General features: G+C 32.6%; 12 protein-coding genes. 3 read left to right on the forward strand and 9 right to left on the reverse strand.

What is annotated here, in order from left to right:
- Positions 1 to 57 precede the first annotated feature (57 nt).
- Complete coding sequence (locus ACZZZI_RS16380) at positions 58 to 3210, reverse strand: peptidase MA family metallohydrolase (RefSeq protein WP_463490033.1); 3153 nt, start codon at positions 3208 to 3210, stop codon at positions 58 to 60.
- Between the two features lie 123 nt (positions 3211 to 3333).
- On the reverse strand, positions 3334 to 5775 hold the full coding sequence (locus tag ACZZZI_RS16385) for a transglycosylase domain-containing protein (protein WP_463490035.1): 2442 nt from the start codon (positions 5773 to 5775) through the stop codon (positions 3334 to 3336).
- Between the two features lie 144 nt (positions 5776 to 5919).
- On the opposite strand from ACZZZI_RS16385, the gene ACZZZI_RS16390 reads away from it, so the two are divergent.
- On the forward strand, positions 5920 to 6798 hold the full coding sequence (locus tag ACZZZI_RS16390; protein ID WP_463490037.1) for a polyphosphate kinase 2 family protein: 879 nt from the start codon (positions 5920 to 5922) through the stop codon (positions 6796 to 6798).
- Positions 6799 to 7155: 357 nt separating this feature from the next.
- Positions 7156 to 7338 (forward strand): hypothetical protein, encoded by a 183-nt coding sequence (locus ACZZZI_RS16395; RefSeq protein ID WP_463490039.1) that lies wholly within the window; start codon positions 7156 to 7158, stop codon positions 7336 to 7338.
- 246 nt (positions 7339 to 7584) lie between these two features.
- Here the strand turns inward: ACZZZI_RS16395 and ACZZZI_RS16400 are convergent, their stop codons facing one another.
- From ACZZZI_RS16400 to ACZZZI_RS16415, 4 genes are all read right to left on the reverse strand, one after another.
- Complete coding sequence (locus tag ACZZZI_RS16400) at positions 7585 to 8403, reverse strand: S1/P1 nuclease (RefSeq protein WP_463490041.1); 819 nt, start codon at positions 8401 to 8403, stop codon at positions 7585 to 7587.
- A gap of 367 nt (positions 8404 to 8770) precedes the next feature.
- The gene (locus ACZZZI_RS16405; protein ID WP_463490043.1) at positions 8771 to 9433 is read right to left on the reverse strand and encodes a phosphatase PAP2 family protein; all 663 of its coding nucleotides are present in this window, start codon (positions 9431 to 9433) and stop codon (positions 8771 to 8773) included.
- Between the two features lie 34 nt (positions 9434 to 9467).
- Positions 9468 to 10565 carry a Gfo/Idh/MocA family protein gene (locus ACZZZI_RS16410; protein WP_463490045.1) on the reverse strand — a complete coding sequence of 366 codons (1098 nt, stop codon included), beginning with the start codon at positions 10563 to 10565 and terminating at the stop codon, positions 9468 to 9470.
- A gap of 408 nt (positions 10566 to 10973) precedes the next feature.
- Positions 10974 to 11324 (reverse strand): single stranded DNA-binding domain-containing protein, encoded by a 351-nt coding sequence (locus tag ACZZZI_RS16415; protein ID WP_463490047.1) that lies wholly within the window; start codon positions 11322 to 11324, stop codon positions 10974 to 10976.
- 203 nt (positions 11325 to 11527) lie between these two features.
- On the opposite strand from ACZZZI_RS16415, the gene ACZZZI_RS16420 reads away from it, so the two are divergent.
- Positions 11528 to 14236, forward strand: coding sequence for a PQQ-dependent sugar dehydrogenase (locus ACZZZI_RS16420; RefSeq protein ID WP_463490049.1), 2709 nt, complete (start codon positions 11528 to 11530; stop codon positions 14234 to 14236).
- A 46-nt stretch (positions 14237 to 14282) separates the two neighbouring features.
- On the opposite strand, the gene ACZZZI_RS16425 is transcribed toward ACZZZI_RS16420, so the two are convergent.
- The 3 genes from ACZZZI_RS16425 to ACZZZI_RS16435 all read right to left on the reverse strand — a co-directional run bounded on the left by ACZZZI_RS16425 (position 14283) and on the right by ACZZZI_RS16435 (position 17003).
- The gene (locus ACZZZI_RS16425; protein ID WP_463490051.1) at positions 14283 to 15026 is read right to left on the reverse strand and encodes a LytR/AlgR family response regulator transcription factor; all 744 of its coding nucleotides are present in this window, start codon (positions 15024 to 15026) and stop codon (positions 14283 to 14285) included.
- 96 nt (positions 15027 to 15122) lie between these two features.
- Complete coding sequence (locus tag ACZZZI_RS16430; protein WP_463490053.1) at positions 15123 to 16235, reverse strand: sensor histidine kinase; 1113 nt, start codon at positions 16233 to 16235, stop codon at positions 15123 to 15125.
- A gap of 24 nt (positions 16236 to 16259) precedes the next feature.
- The gene (locus ACZZZI_RS16435; RefSeq protein ID WP_463490055.1) at positions 16260 to 17003 is read right to left on the reverse strand and encodes a LytR/AlgR family response regulator transcription factor; all 744 of its coding nucleotides are present in this window, start codon (positions 17001 to 17003) and stop codon (positions 16260 to 16262) included.
- Between the last annotated feature and the right edge of the window lie 50 nt (positions 17004 to 17053).

The following is a 17053-nucleotide window of genomic DNA, read 5'->3' on the forward strand; positions in this document are numbered from 1 at the left end:
AAGTTAAATTGTTTTCTTTTGAAGATTCTAGATATTCACTGATTCAAAAATTATTTTCTACCAACCTGGTGCGAAGGTTAATCCGAAAACACCAGTTTTAACATCTTTACGTTGGAAAGGTATAGCATAATAGGGCTCCAAAACAAAATAGCCAAATACATTTACTCTTAAAGATATACCAACACTCATTACAGGTATTCTTTCATTAGTATCTTCATATGAACCTACAACATTTCCGCTTGAGTCGAGGATAGGTGTTGTTGTGTAGGTTGGCTCACTTTTAAAAGCAACTTTTGTATTATTTGTCCAGGCAACACCCGCATCAAAGAATAAGTTTAAATCTGTAAATAAGAATTTAGATGGTATAGCAGTTAATTTTTTCGGTCCAGTAAAAGGTAAACGAACTTCAAAATTGAAAACAGCTAATTTACTTCCGCTTAGTTGATTTATGTCAAAGCTGTTACCCAAAGTAGAGGTATTATTTTTATAAATTGAATTGGCTTCATACCCTCTTATTAAGTAGGGGTAACCTAAATACATTGGATAAAGCCTATCAGCATCATTACCAATACGGAACATATTGTATGATCTTGCTGCTATAGTTATTGGTTTTAACCTCCAATATTTACGTAAATCGGCAGTAACACCACTAAATTTATAAGTTCCGAAATATAATTCGCCACCAACTCGGTATCTAAAACCATCGAGTGGACTTGTTAAACCAAATATTGAGTTATCACCAACAAAAGATGCGTTTAATTGATACAAAGTGAATGAGTTAAATGGTACGCCATAATCTATGCTGGCTTGCTCGTTTGAAACTTTGCTTCTATCAGAGCCTACATAATATCCATCAGTACTGTAATAATTGCTATAACGGTCTACACGGTATGTGTAACGAGAAAAAGCACCACCTAATTCGAATCTGTGTAGTTTACTAAATGGATAAGAACCAAATAATTGTACCTGATCTTCAAACGTTCTAATAATATCTGTACGGTAATTTATAACATCTGTAGTCGTGTTGTTTGCGCCAGGAAGTTTTTCAAAACCATAAGAACTGAAACCTGAAACGTAAGGTATGTGAGATACAGCAGCACCCCAATTTATTCTGCTTTTTTGGTTGATATAACCAACTAATCCACCGAAATCATAAATCTCTCCATTAACAGATAAGTTCGCTACAATTTGATTGGTTCCTAAAATATCGCTAAACATTCCAATAATACCACCTTGAGCACCCGTTCCAAATCTGCTTGTTGAAACACCAATTCCACTATTTGCCAAATAATCTAATTTGAATTTAGGTTTATAAGGAACCGTTTTCATAGAATCGGCTACTATTTTTTCAAATCTATCGAAGTTTGTTAGATTAGAATTAATAATGCTTACACCAATATTCTCCATCGGCGGTAATATGGCGGCGTCAAAATTCTCTTCCTTGTTATTTATTCTTTTCGGTTTGAAGCTACTTAAATTGGCGTTATAAAGCGTATAACGTTGGTAACGATAGTAGCTGTAAACAATATCATTAGTTTTTGATATAGAAATGGCTGGAGAAAATTCGGTTATACCACTAATTCCAGTAAAATAATCTGTTAATTGATCTACTGCATTATCGTCGAAACTGTATTTATATAAATTTCTAAAACCATCTCTATTGGATAAAAAATAAACACTTTTACTATCTGACGAGAATTGAGCATTTAGATTATTGGCACCTGGAAAAACATCAATGTTGCTAAGAGTTTTGGTAGAAATATCGAAAATGGCCAGGTTAATTGGATGCACAGCTGCAATATTGTTATTCTGAATTGCACCTCTATCTGAAGAGAAAACTATTTTTTTGCCATCAGGCGAATAGTTTGGAGCATAATCTGAATAAACATCGTTTGTAATTTGTGTAACCTGTTTAGTGTCTAAATTATAAGAAAAAATATCACTTTGACCTTCAACCATACCCGAAAATGCAATGTCTTTTCCATTTGGCGACCAGGTTAAGTTACCAAATTGTGAAACATCGCCCATTGCATTTTGAGATACTGTAGAGCCATTATCTACATTAATGATCATCATTTGGTTTTTACCCTTACTGAAAATACTAAATGCAAATTGTTTGCTATCGGGCGACCAGGCTCCAGCCGATTCTATAAAATTAAAATCATCAATATGGCCATTAGAAATTTGACTGGTAAGTTTTCTTAAAATTTTACCCGTTTTGGCATCTGCCAGGAATAAATCAATTCCAAACAAATCTTTTTCAGATAAGAATGCAACATATTTTCCATCAGGACTAAGGGCAGGAGCAACGTTCATATTTCCTGCATTTTTATTATCTATAATTTTACTGCCCGTAATTTTTATTTGCGAACTATCGGCTTTTAGCATCGGCTTATAGTGTGCATCGATGGAGTTTTTCCATAAGCCAGATAGTGTTTTATCATCATAGCCAAAAGTATACCTTATGGCGTTTTCGTAACCGTATTTAGCCGTGTTCTTAAATAGTGGAACAATTGTAGTATCGCCATATTGAGAGCCAATGTATGTCCAAAAAGCTTGCCCGTAACGATAAGGAAAGTATTTATTTGAATTGGTTAAATCTTTTAAAGATGGAATATCTCTATTAAGCATTGCATCACGCATCCACATTGAGGTAAATGCATCACGTTTTCCAATAGATAGATATTCGGCCATACCTTCAACCATCCATAAAGGTGTTTGGCCAACATTTTCTAAGCTAATAGAATCTTTTTCGAGTAAGATATGGTATTGAAATGCGTGAACTAGCTCATGACCAAGCACATGCCTTGTTTGGCTATTTAATTCCATTACAGGCATTATAACCCTGTTTTTTAATGCTTCAGTAACACCGCCTGTACCTACACTAATTTCGCCATTAAGTGCTGTAGTTTGTTGAAAATCAGGATGATTGTTATAAAGAATAATTGGGTTTTTCTTCATGAACGTATCCCTGAAAACTTCTTGATGCATTTTGTACCAGGTTTCTGCATCTTGAGAAAATTTCTTTAGTAAACTTTCATTTTTCAAATAATAGTAAATTTCGAAATGTGGTGTTTGTAACACTTTAAAATCCAGGTTTTTGTATCTAACCTTGTTTTGGCCAAAGAATTGCGCCTGTACAGAAAAAGAAAGTATGGTTAAAAGCAAAGCAGGTATAAATTGCTTTAAGGTTGTAGAGCTTATTTTCATACAGTTGGTTTAGTGGTATGCAGTATAATTACGAAACGAAATGATAAGATATTCGGAAATAAAAATAGCAATTGTTTAAATTACTATTTTTATTTTAACACTTTTTAAGATAATGAATGCGCATTAGTTATTGCCATTTTTCTTTTTCTCGCGTTCTTCCTGTCTTTGTTTTCTTTTTAATTCGCGTTCTTCCTTTTTAGTTAACGGAACAACAGCAGCAGGTTGAATAGGTGTAGGTTCGGGCTTTTTCTCTTCTTTTTTAACTTCAGGTTCTGTTGTAGCAGGAACAGCAGTTTCAGGGTTTTCAGGTTCTGCAACAGTTGTAGAATCTACTGTAGCACTATCTGTAGAGGTTGTATCCTGTACAATACGAGGACTAGGGCAGTTAATTGTTCTTGTAATATCAACAGTTGCTTTTGGAAATGGTCCGTAAGTGTAGCCAGATGTAGGGTCATGATAAACCTTTTCCATAAACTTCGCAAAAATTGGTAATGCAGTTCTCGAGCCTTCTCCTTGTTCTCCGTTTTTAAAGTGAGCAGTACGCTCATCACAACCAACCCAAACACCAGTTACCAAATCTTTGGTAATTCCCATATACCAGGCATCTACATAATCTGATGAAGTTCCTGTTTTTCCGCCAATTTGATTATTCTTTTTCCATAAATCCCATTCCCATAAAGCCTGAGAGGTACCGCCAGGTTCTTCCATACCACCGCGGAACATATATAACATTAACCAGGCAATTTCCTCCGTTAAAACTCTTTTAGTTTTTGGCTTAAAATCATCAATTAAATTATTATCCTGATCGGTAATTTTTTCGACTAAAATAGGATCTGTTTTTACGCCCTTATTTAAAAAAGTACCGTACGCTTTTACCATTTCGTAAACACTTACATCATTTGAACCTAAACTCACAGAAGGAACAGACTCTAAGTGACTATCTATGCCACATTCTTTTGCCCATTTAACTACATTATCCCAACCAACCTTTTCGGTAACCTGAGCAGTAATGGTGTTTACCGATTTTGCCATCGCCCAACGCAAACTCATCTCCCGATAGGTTACACTGTAATCAGCATTTTTAGGTTCCCAATATTTCGTTTCGCCTTTATCCTGATAAGGAATTTTAACGGGCTTATCCGTAAATTTATCGCAAGGACTCATTCCTTGTTCTAAAGCGGTTAGGTATGCAAACGGTTTAAACGTAGATCCAGCTTGTCTTTTTGCTTGATTTACGTGATCATATTTAAAAAACTTATGATCGATACCGCCAACCCAAACTTTAATTTTTCCACTTGCAGGCTCCATAGTCATCATGCCTGTATTCATTATTTTTCCGTAATAACGAATAGAATCTAGGGTCGAAAACATGGTATCTCTATCTCCTTTATAAGAAAATATCTGCATCTTTTTCTTCTTATTGAAGTAAGCTGTAACCGAATCTGGCGCATTCGGGAATTTCTTTTGAAGCAAGCCATATATTGGCAAATTTTTCATTGCACGATCAGGGTAATCAACTTTTTTCTTTTCAGAATCATACCAAGGATCTTCATTTCCCCAAACGCTGTAAAATCTGCGTTGTAAAGTTTTCATTTGATCTTGTACAGCTTCTTCAGCATATTTTTGAAGCTTAGAATCGATGGTTGTATATATTTTTAAACCATCTTCATATAAATCATATCCATTATCCTTACACCATTTTTCCAGATATTTTGCAACAGCAGCTCTTAAATAAGAATCGCCATCACTTCCATCTTCCATTTTACCTTCCTTAAGTTTAATCGGTTCTTTTGATAAGAGTGTAAGACTATCTTTACTTAAATAGTTATACTTATTCATTTGGCTTAAAACCGTATTTCTTCGTACTAAAGCTCTTTCAGGATTTTTAGTTGGGTTATATAAAGATGTACCTTTTAGCATTCCAACAAGCAATGCAGCATCGGTAGTAGATAAATCTTTAGCTTCTTTATCAAAATAAATGCGACTGGCAGTTTTAATTCCGTACGTATTATTTCCGAAAGAAACTGTATTTAAGTACATCGTAATAATATCATTTTTCGGATAATTCGATTCTAACTTTACAGCGGTCATCCATTCCTTTAGTTTAAAAACAATGGTTCTAACCAAAGGTATTTTCGATAATAAGCCTTGCGATTTATTGTAACGCGTACGATATAGGTTTTTCGCCAATTGTTGTGTTATTGTACTGGCTCCTCCATCTTTACCAAAGCCTATAACAGCACGCCCAACAGCTTGTATATCAATTCCCCAGTGCTTACGGAAACGAACATCCTCAGTAGCAATTAAAGCATTTAAAACGCTTGGCGCAATTTCGTTGTAATTAACAGGTGTTCTGTTTTCTTTAAAATACCTGCCAATCAATTTTCCATCAGCAGTATATAACTCAGAGCCTACACGAAGAGTTGGGATTTTAATATCATGATAGCTAGGTGAGTAGCCAAATAACCACAAAAAGTTAATTTGAAGTGCAGAGAAAAATATAATTATGAAAAAAATACCAATTGCAGAATAACGTAAGTACTTGTTTTTTATCTCTTTAAACATAAGGTTAAGATGATGTATTTGGAAAAAGCTTTGGCGTTAAATATAAAAAACTCTAAATGCAAATTAACGTATTTAATTTACTTATTTTTTAGTTCTATATTTAAATTATTGATTTTAGAAATTTCAACATTATAACGCATAGATATGAAGAACGAATTTAAAAGCCTAATTGTACAAGGAGATAAAAAGTTTTCAATTAAAAATACCAAAACCGATTATACAGGAGATTACAACAAGGAAAAAGCTAAAGATGCTTTAGTGAAATCTAAAATTGAAATCAATCATTTACATGAAAAGCTCTATGCATCTGGTACACATTCTTTACTAATAATTTTTCAGGCAATGGATGCAGCTGGAAAAGATAGCGCTATAGCACATGTAATGAGTGGATTAAATCCTCAGGGATGTCAGGTTTTTAGTTTTAAAGTTCCAACATCTGAAGAGTATGAACACGATTTTTTGTGGAGACATTATAAAGCATTGCCAGAAAGGGGCAGAATAGGCATTCACAATCGTTCACATTATGAAAACGTTTTGGTTTGTAAAGTTCATCCTCAATATATTTTAAGCGAAAACATTCCTGGTTTTAGCGATGTAAAAAAAGTAAATAAAGATTTTTGGAAACAACGTTATCAAAGTATTCGAAATTTTGAAGAGCATTTAACTGCTAACGGAACTGTGATTTTAAAATTTTTCTTAAATGTAGGTAGAGATGAGCAAAAACAAAGATTTTTAGAGCGGATAGAAGACCCAACAAAAAACTGGAAATTTTCATCTGGCGATATTAAAGAAAGGGCTTTGTGGGATGATTATATGAAAGCCTATGAAGATGCTATCAACGAAACGGCTACATCTGATTCACCATGGCATATTATTCCTGCAGATAAAAAATGGTTTGCCCGTTTAGCTATTAGCGAAATTATCGAGGATAAATTAAAAAGCCTGAATATCAAGTTTCCAGTTTTAGATGAAACTGAACAAGGTAAGCTGCTCGAAACAAAAAATGTTTTATTGGCTGAATAACATTTGTTTGCTTTAATTGTGTTCTTTGTGGGATATTGAAATAAAAAAACGCTTATTTCTCTAAAGCATATAAATTACAACTCACAAAGTGATTCACAACTTCGGCATAAAAATCTGTGTTTTTGTTCATTGTTGCGATACTAAATCTATTCAGTTTATTCATACGGCCTAATTTTTTAACAATTTGCCTACTTTGCCGTTAATCATACATAGCTTATCAGGATTGAAAGCAATGATTAATTTAGAGGATTGCAGGTTATAGGATAACCTGCAATTTTTTTTCTCTAGCATAACGTTAGCTGCCCAAATTAATTATTTGCATATCAACTTTGATAATTACCATCATTATAAATTATCATGAAAGAAGTAAATCAAAATACGCCAGCTCATGAGTTAGATCGTATTCGCGAAGGTGATCAAATCAAGGTTTATCGTGGGAAAACTGGAGAGGTAGAAAGAGTACAAATTGTTTGTAGTAAAGGACAAAGGCAATATTTCTATAAATTAAAAAATGATGGAATTGTCTTCATCATTAGATAAAGTACTAAATTAGTATAAAAGAAAAACCCGCTATTATGCGGGTTTTTCTTTTTTTGGTTCAAGTTTATTTTGTTGTTATGGTGTGCCTGCCCTTCGCGGATACCCCGCTCACAGGACTTATTTTCAAGTGATTTATTTAACTATAACAAGTTATGCATTGAAAGGTTTTTAACCTAAAATATTTATAAACACCTGTTGAAAACTGTTAATAACTATTCGTTGATTTGAAAAGTGACTTTTGATTCTCTAATTACCTGAAGTTTCAGATACATAACCATCTTTGTAGATTTCATTTAACAGCCCTGCCAAACGCACCGAGGCTTGTTGAATCCTTTCTTCTACCATTCCTATATGTTTGTTGTAATATTCTTCGCCAATTGTTCGCGATTTCATTTCATCAACTTCGGCATAAAGTTTAGAACTAATTTGATAGCTTTCCCATGCCCACTTTATAATTGGTGCTTTTTGCCATTTTCTGATTTTGCGTTTAGGTATATTGTTAAACTTAATTGCAAGACTATCATATTTCAATCCCTGGTGTTCTAATAATTTGGTATCTATTAAACTATGTAGATTAGTTCCTTTGCCTTCGTAATTTAATTGGATCGTATTTCCACCTTTATCTTCAGCACGAGAAATATGCATAGGTTGATGCATGTCGCCTACAAAATGAAGTACAAATTTTAAGGCATTAATTTTCTCCTTTTTAGGTGTATCCTTTTGCTTCAGTGTTTCCTGGGCTTTAATCAATGCACTATATACATTTGCCTGTTTCATGGTATCAACCATGTTTTTAAACTCTTTAAAATTTAAACCTAAGGGTAAATTTAGAAAATGCCAATTTGCTGTTTCTTTTAATTCTGGAAATTTTCTTGCTTCATCTGCCCAGGTGGCAGCATCTGCTAAACTTTCATCACCTAGTAAATCTTTTACTGCCGCTTTTGAGTTAGAAGATAAGTAGCTTTCAGTTATTTGACCAATGGTTCGATGACCAGTATATCCCCAGGAAATTAAAATTAAACTAATTGCAATAATAAGTAAGGCGAAGGGGTAGTGAAATTTCATATTGATTTTTTAAAATATTTGACAAAGGTATTTTCTTAAACGATATTTTAAATATTGTCATCAAGCCGTTACTAAGAATAATTAATTGATTAATTCTGTAAAAATTGGATGGTTATAAATTTGAAACTACTTTTAAAATATTCGAATATTTTTCAAACTCTTCAGCAACTCTTATATTTTTGGTGGTGTTTTGATGGCAAAAATTACAGTTCTAAGTTTGTTAGAATCTATTAAAATACACTTAATTTGGTATTGTAAATTTATATTTTGAATTGTAAATTTAGGTAATAATAAAATGGTTATGCGTTTTAGAAAACCCTTTTTCCCAATTCCTTCTGAAGAAAAACCTATAGTTAGAGAGAAATTTTTACTTGTTTTTATTGGTGGGCAGCTCATCTATATTCCCAGTCTTTTTAAAATAGAAATAACAAAGGGGAAATAAACAGATTAAACCTAGCAAGAAACCACCTAAAGTATCAGTAAACCAATGAGCACCAAGATATATTCTTGATGGAGCTATTGTTATAATGAGAAAAGCTGAAATACCAGTAATTAAATTTCGCCAAACTAACGCAATGGTTTTTAAATTTTGCATAAGCACAATAAGAAAACCGAAAAATAAAACGTAAGATAAAACATGGCCGCTAGGATAACTTTGAAACCTGTTAACTTCTACCAAACGAACATAAAAACTAGTTGGACGAGGTCTGTTAATAACATTTTTAATTCCAAGAATTATTAAGCCCGAGAACAAAGTTGTTGATATAAAAAAACCTTCTCTTTTGTATTTATTAAAATAGAATATAGATGCAACAACTAAAACTGAAAGTAGCGACCAGGGTAATTCTCCAAAGAAACTAATAGCCAGCATTAGTTTATCTAACCATTTATCCTGGTATTTTTGAACTGCCAATGATACCTCTATATCGAAGGGGAAAATATGATTTTTTGCTATGAAAGCGCTTAATAAAGTAAAACTGATGATCAGTATAAATAATAGTAAAATTAAAATCCTCGGTTTTTTAGACATTTTTAATTAAGTGATTTGAACAAATTTATAAAATTTATTTTATCATAACTTTTTTGCCAGTTCTGGCAGAAATCTTTGCTGCTTCCAAAATTTTAACAACAATTAAGTTATTTTCTAATGACGATAAATCGTTTATGGTTTTGATTTCTCCTTTTAAAACAGCTGCCAAATAACCTAAGCTACTCGAGTAAGCAGGAGCAAGTAATTTTGCATTATAAATTTTGTATTCGGATTTTTTGTTATCTCTTAACCGCAAATTATGCTCGTTAATAGCTTGAATATAACCTGTTTTACCAAAGACCTCCATGTCTTTAATACTAAAAGGCCAATTCCACGAGGCTTCAATTATTCCAGTGGCATTAGGGTATTCTAGCAAAATTGTAGCATCATCGTCTACATTTGGATAAATTTCAGGCTTTATTTGATGGGTAATTGCAGAAACTGATATTGGAGCTTTACCATCCATTAACCAAGTCATTAAATTGGCTCCATAGCAGCCAAAATCTACCAATGCACCTGCGCCATTTTTTTTAGGATCTGTTAACCAGTTTAAAAATTCTTTACTTACACCAATTTCCTTGGGTCCCTGATGACCATCATGAACAATCATTTTTCTGATCTCGCCAATTAAGTTTTGCTGTTTAATATTTAAAAAAGCTTCCTGATTACTTGGATACCAGGTAGTTTCGTAGTTAGTTAGTAAGTGTATATTGTGTTGTTTCGCTAATTGCACCATCCTTTCTGCTTGTTTAACGGTCATAGCTAAAGGTTTTTCTACCATTACAGAAATACCTAGAGGAGCTGCAGCTTCCACCACAGCTAAGTGATCGCTAATTGCATTATATGCCAAAACCGCATCAGGTTTCCGTTTTTGTAATAGGGTAGGTAAATCTTTAAAGAAAATACTATCGGCAAGGTTATAACGCTTTTTAAAACGTTCTACTAGTTCTTGATTATTTTCTGCTATTCCGATAATATTAACTTCGCCTTTTTGAAAACTGTTCATAATCAGATAAATATGATCATGATTTAAACCTGCTACCGCCACATTAAGCTTTGCTTGAGCCTTAGAAATAGATAACAATGTTATCGCTAGTGTAAATACTAATTTTAATGTATATCTATTAATCATAGTTAATCGATTTATATATTGGTTAAAGAGTTTAACAAGGTAGAAAATTAATGTAAATAGAATTTTATTTACATATAAATATTACAGTTTTTGAGAAAACATATAATAAGAGATTGTATTGAATCGTTGTTAAATCTTTATCAAGGAATTTAACCCTTTCATAAAGGATTTTAGACTTTCTGTATAACGAATTAGGAGGAACTATTTTGATTTACAACATTTGAAAAGATTATAGGAAATCTAAGCTCAAACAGTCGGCAGGGCTACCTCCTTGTCGGCTGCTAAAGCGCTTTAAAAAGGTATAAATAACTAAATATAAATTAATAACTCAATCTTACATCTATTACGCTCATCATTTTACCCTTCCTTATAAAAAGGAGGGGTTTGAATTTTCATAATAAATCGACTCTATTTAACTAGAATTTGCTTTGGTTCTGTTACTACAATTTGAAATTTCCCTTTAAACTCGCTAACGATTCCTGTTATGCAAATCTTATTTCCAAGAAACATACTTGCTGGCTCAGAAGAAAATTTACTAATATCTTCTTTATTAACTACTACAGTTAAAAGTTCTTTTGGATAAGCGCCACCAATATTAATTAAAGTCAGTTTATCTAAAGCTTTAGTACCATAAACAGAATCGCAAACGGTTACAGTTTTTCCAATATACTGCGATGCATCTTTGGCTAATATTAAGGTTTGGCTTTTAGCTAAAAAGCTTGTTAAAAGGAAAGCAGCAAAAAAAAATAATTTTCTCATGGGGGAAGATTTAATAGAAACAGCCGTAAAGCAATTTCTATGACAAAGATAATCTACAGATTTTATAAAATGGAAAATTAGTTTTAAAATATAGATTATATAACCGCTTTCGAACAATAATATTACCATATTTTAATATTCTCGTTTATGCTTTTTAAAACATTCGGGTATATTTATGAAATAATAATTTTCTAGCCATATACATGAAAACATCTTCTTCAATCTTACTCTCGGGAATTGCATTTACCATATTTCTGGCAACCACATTAATCAATAATACATTTAACAGCAAAACTTTAATCCATCAAAAGCAAAAAGAAATTAAAATTGATACGCCTGATCAGGATAGGTTTGTAAAAGTTAATTTAGTGCAGGGGCAGTTTACCGAACCAACTGAAATGGCAGTTTTACCTAATCTCGATATTTTAGTTGCTCAAAGGAGAGGTGAGTTGATGCTTTATAAAAATCAAACAAAAAAGCTTTCTCAAGTTGCTAAACTCGATGTTTACTTTAAAACAGGGCTTTCTGATGTAAATGCAGAAGAAGGCTTGTTGGGGTTAACAATCGATCCGAAATATGCGTCCAATCAATACGTTTATCTTTTTTATAGTCCTATCGGAAAATCGGTAAATCGTTTATCACGATTTAAAATGGTTAACGATATGCTTAGCATGACATCTGAAAAGGTAATTTTAGAATTTTATTCTCAACGAGAAATTTGTTGTCACACTGGTGGCTCACTCGCTTTTGGTCCTGAGGGTTTACTTTATATCTCAACAGGCGATAACTCGACGCCTTTCGATGTACCAAAACAGCAATTTGTTAACAAAGGTTACGCTCCATTAGATAACAGGCCAGGATTGCAGCAATATGATTCAAGGCGTTCGGCTGGTAATACAAACGATTTAAGAGGGAAAATTCTTCGAATTAAGTTAAACGAAGACGGCACTTATAGTATTCCGAAAGGTAATTTATTTGCTAATGGCGAGGCAAAAACAAGGCCTGAAATTTTTGTAATGGGAAATAGAAATCCTTACAGAATATCAGTAGACCAGAAAACAGGATTTCTTTATTGGGGAGAAGTTGGCCCTGATGCAACTAATGATGATGAATTAAGAGGGCCGAAAGGATACGATGAGGTTAACCAAGCAAGAAAAGCGGGAAATTTCGGTTGGCCATATTTTATTGGCAATAATTATCCTTACAAGGCGTATGATTTTAGCAATGGAACTAATGGACCTGCTTTCGATGCCAATGGCGCTACAAATAATTCGCCAAACAATACTGGTTTAACAACTGTTCCAGCTGCTCAAGCTGCATTTATTTGGTATCCTTATGGCGAATCTAAAGAATTTCCGCAGGTCGGTTCAGGTGGACGAACAGCAATGACTGGACCTGTTTTGTATAATAAACCTGAAGCTTCTCCCTATCCTGCATATTATAATGGTAAACTTATTATTTATGAATGGGTAAGAGGTTGGGTAAAAGCAGTTACGATGGCTCCAAATGGCGATTATTTAAGCATGGAACCTATAATGGCTAATTTAGATTTTGCAGCACCAATTGATATGGAATTAGGTCCAGATGGCAAAATTTACATTTTAGAATATGGAAAAGGTTGGTTCTCAAAAAATCCAGATGCGGGAATTGCCAGAATTGATTATTTAAAAGGCAATAGACCACCGTTGGTTTCTAGCTTAATTATAGAAAAGCCCAGTGGATTATTGCCTTATAAATTAATTGCAAAGGTTAAGGCTAAAGATGCTGATGGAGGACCATTAACTTATGTATGGAACCTTGGTAATGGGTTAAAAAAAACAACTAATGTTCCTGAATTGCAGCATACTTTTACTAAAGCGGGCGAATATCCGATTAGTGTTCAAGTTTTCGATAAAGAAAAAGCTTCGGTAAAAAGTAAGGTTATTTCTGTTTTTGCAGGAAATGAACATCCAAAAGTCGATATATTATTAACAGGTAATAAGTCATTTTATTTTCCTGGTAAGCCTGTTAATTATCAGGTTTTAGTTGCCGATAAAGGTGCAGTGGTTAATAAAGAAAGAATTTATATTTCAAATTCATATACAGAAGGAACCGATTTAGCAGGAACGCAATTAGGGCACCAACAGGCGGCACAAACTTTAATTGGTAAATCATTAATGGCGAAATCAGATTGTAGTACTTGCCATAAAATATCAGGAGTTTCCATTGGACCAGCATTTGATAAGATTTCTGCTAAATATCAGAAAGAGCCAAAAGCTGTAGATTATTTAGCATCGAAAGTAATAAAAGGAAGTAGTGGAGTTTGGGGAGAGGTACCAATGCCTGCGCATACAGCCATGAAAGAAACAGAAGTGAAACAAATTGTAGAGTGGGTAATGAGTTTATCGGCCAAAGAAACAAATATTGTATCACTTCCTACTATTGGTAAAATTACACCACCTGAAACTATAAGCAAGAACAAATCAGTTTTAACGATAAAGGCTTCTTATACCGATATGGGGGCAAGAGGCTTAAAATCCTTAACAACTACAAACACCTATAATTTAAAAAGTAACATAATACATTTAAGCGATATAAAAGATTTCTACGGATTTAATCGTGATGAAAACGAGTTGTTTAACTTAACTCAAAATAATGGATGGATAAAATTATCATTAATTGATTTAACAGGCATTAGTGCAATAAATTTAGTGGTTTCCAGCCAACCTATAGATGCAGGTTATGATGTAGAAATAAGATTAGACCAACAAGATGGAATGATACTAGGTAAATCTAATTTAAGCAAGCTAAATATTCCAATTGAAGGTATAACCGATATTAAATTTCATGATGTATATATTGTTTTTAAAGCCATTAAAAACACGAATAAAGCAACTATCTCTTTAAAGGCTGTAAGTGTAGAATCGAAATAGCAAATAAATCAAAAAAGGCTTTGGTGTTTTACCAAAGCCTTTTACATTAATTATCTTCCACCAATCTATTTTTTGATAAATTCTCTCGTATAAACGATATAAAGGAATGTTTATATTTATTAGCAAGAGATATAGAAGTGCCACCAGCAAGAACAATCTGATCGCCCAAAAAACTCTTTATATGTAATTTAGAAATAATTGCAGATGAACTTACTTGAATAAAAGCTGGGTTTTCCCTTACGATATTTAATATTTTACTAAAGTTTAATTTAAAACTCATGTAATTTTGTTTAACCGTTCTTAGGCATACCATTTCGTTAATTTGTTCTAACGAAATCAGGTCGCTAAATTCAATTTTAATAAATTCATTTGAATCATTTTGCATTGGAATAAAGAAGAAATCATCTTTTAATTCTTTAGTTTCGTTTCTTTCATTCGGATAAAGATTACTAATCGTTTCCGTAAAATGAATCATCGAATATGGTTTCAATAAGTAAGCATCAGCTTCTACGCCAAATGCTTCGATAGCATAACGAGGGTGAGCGGTTGTAAATATTAAATGCTTGGTCTTTTTTCTTAATAAGGCAGCCAACTCAATACCCGAAAGGGTTGGCATCTCGATATCCATAAAAATAATATCAACTTTCTCCGATACAGAGATATCAGTAAGGGCTTTTAATGGATCTGTAAAACTTTTAACTAACTGTAAATCTGGTACTGTATTTAAGTAAGAATTAAGGTTTTCTAAAGAATTCGGGTCATCATCAATCGCAATACAATTAATCGGCATATATTTTTATAGGGTTTTGAGATTTATAATTTAAAATTTTGCTTTTAAAGATTTTATGCCAGTCTATCCTTATCAAAGAGTAAAACTAAAGCTAATTTAGGCATTATCTTTTAAAATATTTTGTCTTTTTATCGTAATTTTAATATTAAAGTGTTCATTATCATTAAAATAGTGTTTAAAATCGGCTTTACCTCCATAAGTATAATCTAGCCTTTTTCTTATGTTATCTATCCCAGTGCCAATTCTTTTTACTTCAAAATTTTTATTCTTAGCAATATTTTTGGTTTCTATTAAAAGATTTTCTTTATCGGCAACAACTTTAATAAAAGCAGGATTAGATCGGTCTTTTAATTCGCCATGTTTAAAAATATTTTCAACCAAAGTAATAAGTACCATTGGTATTATTTTTTCATTTCTAACTTCATCTTCATAGTCGAGCTGAATTTGTAAACTATGATTGTTTATTAATTGATGCAGGTTGATGAAAGTTTCTACTTGCTCTATTTCATTTCGTAAATTAACAAATTCTTCCTCATGCTTGCTATCTACAGTATACCTCATCATTGATGAAAGTGCAATAATGGTTTCTGCGGCAACGGGAGAATTTTCTTTTGCGTTATGATAAATGAAATCCAATGTATTAAAAAGTAAATGAGGTTGGGTTTGGGCTCTTAAAAATGCATTTTCTGATTTTGCCAGTTGAATGATATTGTTTAACCTTTGTTGCTCGAGCAGTTCTGTTTTCTTTCTTTCTTTAATAAACGTGATGAGAAAGTAATATCCAGTACTAAAGATAATGAAATAAACTGCTCTGAATGTTCCGCCGATATAGAAGTTAGTATTTAATACTGGATCTTTTGAGCTTATTATATGTGTGTACTTGTTTATTAAAGCATAAGTAATATAAGTAACACATAAATATGCTGCTACCTCTAAGAATAAAAGCACAGGAATTCTCCAGATTATTTGCTTAGGATATTTTAATCCATACTTTAAAACAATTAAAGCATGAAAATAAAAGATAGAAATATTTAATAGGTAGTGAAAAATATAAGTGCCTGGATTAGCAAGTTTGCCCGTGTACAAACCAACTATTACAATCTCATAAAACAAGAATGCTGCCCAACCAATAAAACTATATTTATAAGTAATTATCCAATTTAAAAAAATATTATTATGCTTAAAGATTTTAACTACTGCTTTTATCATTACCTAGAGAGAGTTTTGTTTAGATTAAGAACGACCTGTTTTAATCGTTTTGTCTTTGATATAAGTTAAAACTTCATCACGGTAATTATTACCCAGATTTACAATAAGTTGGTTCGACATTTTCAAAGAGTTTCCATCAACTTTTTCAATATGGTTTTTGGATATAATAAACGAACGATGTACCTGAACAAAATTCGGGTGTTCCTTTAAAACATCTTTAATTTCGGATAATCCAATATATGAAACTATGGTTTCATCGAGCGTGTAAATCCTAACATAATTTTGTAAGCTTTCTACCGCAACAATAGCATTGTACCGCACCTTTATAAGGTTGTTGTTATCATTCTTATTTCTGATAAAGAAATGGTTTTCTTCTTTTTGAATATCTATTGAAGTAGTCGTATGAACGATCTGCGGAAAAAGTCTATTAATTGTTTCTGCAAAACGAGCAAATGTGTAAGGCTTTAACAAATAAGCGCTTGCATTTATTTCGAAGGCTTCGTAAGCATATTTACTGTGTGAAGTTGTAAAGACAAGTTTCGAAGTTTTGTGTTTAACTGCCTTCGAAAGCTCGATTCCAGAAATCATTGGCATATCAACATCCATAAATATAATGTCAACATCAGGGCCAGTCCCTATTTCTGTTAATGCTTGTAACGGGTCTGTATAAATCTTTATAAGATCAAGGTTTTTGAGCGTATCTATGTATGATTTTATTGCATTAACCGCATGGTTTTCATCATCAATAACAATACACTTCAATCTCATATATGGCAACGGCTAAAACGAATGCAAATTAAGTCAACAGTTCTAATTTA

The sequence above is a fragment of the Pedobacter sp. AC190 genome (genome assembly GCF_979258025.1).

Coding starts and splice junctions, on each gene's coding strand:
- ACZZZI_RS16380 (WP_463490033.1), bottom strand. CDS start 3,210: ATGAAAATAAGCTCTACAACCTTAAAGCAATTTATACCTGCTTTGCTT.
- ACZZZI_RS16385 (WP_463490035.1), bottom strand. CDS start 5,775: ATGTTTAAAGAGATAAAAAACAAGTACTTACGTTATTCTGCAATTGGT.
- ACZZZI_RS16390 (WP_463490037.1), top strand. CDS start 5,920: ATGAAGAACGAATTTAAAAGCCTAATTGTACAAGGAGATAAAAAGTTT.
- ACZZZI_RS16395 (WP_463490039.1), top strand. CDS start 7,156: ATGAAAGAAGTAAATCAAAATACGCCAGCTCATGAGTTAGATCGTATT.
- ACZZZI_RS16400 (WP_463490041.1), bottom strand. CDS start 8,403: ATGAAATTTCACTACCCCTTCGCCTTACTTATTATTGCAATTAGTTTA.
- ACZZZI_RS16405 (WP_463490043.1), bottom strand. CDS start 9,433: ATGTCTAAAAAACCGAGGATTTTAATTTTACTATTATTTATACTGATC.
- ACZZZI_RS16410 (WP_463490045.1), bottom strand. CDS start 10,565: ATGATTAATAGATATACATTAAAATTAGTATTTACACTAGCGATAACA.
- ACZZZI_RS16415 (WP_463490047.1), bottom strand. CDS start 11,324: ATGAGAAAATTATTTTTTTTTGCTGCTTTCCTTTTAACAAGCTTTTTA.
- ACZZZI_RS16420 (WP_463490049.1), top strand. CDS start 11,528: ATGAAAACATCTTCTTCAATCTTACTCTCGGGAATTGCATTTACCATA.
- ACZZZI_RS16425 (WP_463490051.1), bottom strand. CDS start 15,026: ATGCCGATTAATTGTATTGCGATTGATGATGACCCGAATTCTTTAGAA.
- ACZZZI_RS16430 (WP_463490053.1), bottom strand. CDS start 16,235: ATGATAAAAGCAGTAGTTAAAATCTTTAAGCATAATAATATTTTTTTA.
- ACZZZI_RS16435 (WP_463490055.1), bottom strand. CDS start 17,003: ATGAGATTGAAGTGTATTGTTATTGATGATGAAAACCATGCGGTTAAT.